Origin of the sequence: Actinomyces sp. oral taxon 849 str. F0330 (assembly GCF_000239715.1) — a bacterium.
In the GTDB taxonomy this organism is placed as follows: domain Bacteria; phylum Actinomycetota; class Actinomycetes; order Actinomycetales; family Actinomycetaceae; genus Actinomyces; species Actinomyces johnsonii.
In genome coordinates this window covers 1-3,052 of the sequence record NZ_JH470374.1, presented here as the reverse complement: position 1 = coordinate 3,052, position 3,052 = coordinate 1, and the positions used below count along the sequence as shown (strand labels likewise).

3 protein-coding genes and 1 pseudogene are annotated in these 3,052 nt (G+C 72.0%); 3 read left to right on the top strand and 1 reads right to left on the bottom strand.

Going from position 1 to position 3,052, the window contains the following annotated elements; translation table 11 throughout:
* Nucleotides 1-126: 126 nt before the first annotated feature.
* From HMPREF0975_RS14150 to HMPREF0975_RS14140, 3 genes are read left to right on the top strand one after another with little or no spacing between them, the layout of a single operon-like run.
* Nucleotides 127-627 (top strand): DUF3180 domain-containing protein, encoded by a 501-nt coding sequence (locus HMPREF0975_RS14150; protein WP_009234916.1) that lies wholly within the window; start codon nt 127-129, stop codon nt 625-627.
* Entirely contained in the window at nt 624-1,160 is a 537-nt protein-coding gene (locus tag HMPREF0975_RS14145) for a PH domain-containing protein (RefSeq protein WP_009234915.1), read from the top strand. Before HMPREF0975_RS14150 ends, HMPREF0975_RS14145 begins: the two co-directional genes overlap by 4 nt.
* Complete coding sequence (locus tag HMPREF0975_RS14140) at nt 1,157-2,914, top strand: PH domain-containing protein (RefSeq protein ID WP_009234914.1); 1,758 nt, start codon at nt 1,157-1,159, stop codon at nt 2,912-2,914. The genes HMPREF0975_RS14145 and HMPREF0975_RS14140 overlap by 4 nt, the downstream gene beginning before the upstream one ends.
* Here the strand turns inward: HMPREF0975_RS14140 and HMPREF0975_RS16410 are convergent.
* Nucleotides 2,853-3,052 (bottom strand): annotated as a pseudogene (locus HMPREF0975_RS16410) (oxidoreductase); the annotation flags it as partial. The gene HMPREF0975_RS14140 and the pseudogene HMPREF0975_RS16410 sit on opposite strands and share 62 nt — an antisense overlap.

Genomic DNA, 3,052 nt, shown 5'->3' with positions numbered 1-3,052 from the left:
GCAGGCCGCAACCGAGGCCCAGCCCCAGCAGAATGACGCCGAGGGGGACGCCTGGCAGTCCCCGCTGCAGTGGAACGACGTCATCGGTGGAGGCGCCCAGGGGACAGGGCCCCGCCAGGACCTCTGATGCGGCGCACCCGCTGGACCAGTGCCGTCACCTGGTTTATTGCCGCGGCGGTGGCCTCCTGGGTGGCCGGCGACCTCCTTCTGCGCCACCTCGGCTGGGTCCCGGTCCTCACCCCCTGGGGAGCGGTGACCGCACTGGTCATCGCCGGTATCGTCCTCGTATGCGGCTTGGCGGTGCGGCGGCTGCGGGCGCGCGAGCGCACCTGGATCACGCTCACCGGCGCCGCCACGACGGCAGCCGCTGCCCAGGCCTCGGCCATCGTGGGCGCCGTGCTCGGGGGCGTCTACGCCGGTGGGCTCATCCTGGCGTTGGTGACGCCCCGATCCCCGGCCATGACCCACCTGGCCTGGACCTCGATCGGGTGCCTCATCGCCTGCCTGGCATGGTGCGTCGTCGGCTTCGTCGTCGAGCAGTGGTGCTCCATCTCCGGAGACGGCGACGACGAGGGCTCGACCGGCTCCTCCGGGCGGGCTCCCGAAGGACCAGGAGCCCCCGCATGACCGATCCGGCCCCCGCCGCGGTTCCCGCGCCTGGCCCGCACCCGTCGACCAGCACCGACCCCTTCGCCCCCGACGGTGTCGTCTTCCACCCGGTCTCGCCCCGCCTCATCACCGTCCGCCTCCTGGGGGCCGGCATCGTCAGCGCCGTCCTCGTCATCGGCTTCGTCGTCCCCGGCGTGATCGTCGATCCCAGATTCTTCATCCCGGCGGCGCTCTTCGCGGTCTTGTTCATTTGGCAGGCCTGGCTCATCCCGCGCCAGGTGCGGGCGATGGGCTACGCCCTGGCCGACAACCACCTCCTGTGGCGCCACGGCGTCATGTTCCGCTCCATCACCGTCACCCCCTACGGACGCATGCAGTTCGTGGACACCTCTCAGGGGCCGCTCGCCCGGTGGATGGGCATCGCCGAGGTCAGGCTGCACACGGCCTCGGCCAGCACCGACGCCACGATCAACGGGCTGCCGGTGGCCGAGGCCGAGAACCTGCGCCAGGTCCTGTCCCGGCGCGGCGAGGAGAGGATGGCCGGACTGTGAGCTCCGGGTGGGCGAGCCGCCCGGGGACCGACCGGAAGACCGATGATGAGTCCGTGCCGGACACCGGCTCCCGGGACCTGCCCCTGCCCGAGAACGTCACCTGGCACCGGGTCAACGTCGTCACGCCGCTGTTGGAGGGCTGGAAGATCGTCACCGGCATCCTCGCCTTCGTCACGGTCCAGAATCTCGACGACTTCGTTCGCGCCTACCGCATCGCCCGCGAGCACGGCTTCTCCCTGTGGGGCCAGGGCGGCTACTACCTGACCGGTCTCTTCGGGGTGATCCTCCTGTGGACGGTGTTCGGCATGCTCAGCTGGTGGCGCCGCTCCTACGCCGTGGACGCCGACGGCGTCTACCTGCGCTCGGGAATCCTCAGCCGCAAGCTGCGCACGGCCCGTCTTCCGCGCATCCAGTCCGTCGACGTCGTCCACCCCCTGCTCGGACGCATCTTCGGCCTGGGACAACTGACTGTGGAGGTCGCCGGCGGCAGGGGATCGCGCATCGTCATCGGGTACCTGACCACTCGCGAGCTCCACGCCCTGCACGATCGCATCCTCGATCTGGCCGCCGGCCGGGTCGAGCTCCCCGGCACCGGTGAGGGGGAGAGCGAGGCGGGTGAGCGCGCTCAAGAACGTCCTCCGGGCGCCCCCGAGCCCGGGCGCCCCGCAGCATCCCAGCGCCCCGCCCATCTATGGGCCTCCAACTACCAGGAGCATCCGCTCTACGGCGTCGAGGTGGGCGTCCTCATCGGCGCCCTGCTGCGCAGCATCACCACGTACCTCATTCTCCTGCTGATCATCTCCCAGATCGTGGCCGCGACCCTCGCCGTCACTCTGGGCGCCATGCCCTCCGGCGGCGCGGTCACGATCGTCTCGTCCTTCATCACCACGTTCGTCGGCGTGGTGGGACTTGTATGGTCCCGATTCAACAACGCCTGGAACTTCCAGGCCGCGGCCACCCCCAGCGGCATCCGGATGCGTTACGGGCTCACCGCCGACACCTCGCGGACGCTGCCGCCCGGGCGGGTACACGGCGTCGGGCTCACCCAGCCCATCCTGTGGCGGGGCAAGGACTGGTGGAAGGTGGAGGTCACCGTCGCCGGCCGCGAGGACCGGCCCCAGGACGGCCAGAACCGGCAGACCGGCAACATGCTGCTGCCCGTGGGGGCGCGCGACACGGCCCTGCGCGCGCTGTGGCTCGTGGTCCCCGACCTGGGCGCGCCCGACCCCGATGCGCTGCTGAGTCAGGTCCTGACCGGCTGGGATGATGACGGCGTCGGCGACCCGCAGGCACCGGCGGGCTCGGCGGCTCGCGGTTTCGTGCGCATCAGCCGCCGGGGACGCGTCTTCCGCCCTCTGACGTGGCGTCGGGCGGCCGTCATCCTGACCGATACCTGCGTCATCATCCGCCACGGGCGCTGGCGGCGTCGGGCGGCCGTCTTCCCCTACGAGCGCATCCAGTCCCTGGCCCTCAAACAGGGGCCGCTGGCCCGCAGGCGGGCGCTGGCCTCCCTCCACCTCGACATGGTGGCCCACGAGGTCCCCGCCCGGATCACCAACCTCGACGCCGCCGACGCCAAGGAGCTCGCGGCGCAGATCAGCCGGCGGGCGCTGCGCCGCTCCAGCGCCGAGCAGCTCGACCGATGGCTCGCGCGCGCCGTCGCCGCCACGCAGATCGCCGAGCCCCCGAGCGTCAGTGCTCCAGCTGCCCAGGGGCCAGGATCTCGCGCAGACGAAGGGCCTGCTCGGCGGTGAGGCGCCCGGCAGCCTCGCAGCGCTCGGTGGCGGCGGTGGCCAGCTGCCGGTAGGAGGCGACGACGTCGTCGAGCCCGTGGCCCTCGCCGTCGCGCAAGGAGGAGAGCGCCTCCAAGTGGGCGGCCACCGTGCCGGCGT

Excerpts from the sequence above, each read along its gene's own strand:
- HMPREF0975_RS14145 (WP_009234915.1), top strand. The coding sequence starts at position 624 with ATGACCGATCCGGCCCCCGCCGCGGTTCCCGCGCCTGGCCCGCACCCG.
- HMPREF0975_RS14150 (WP_009234916.1), top strand. The coding sequence starts at position 127 with ATGCGGCGCACCCGCTGGACCAGTGCCGTCACCTGGTTTATTGCCGCG.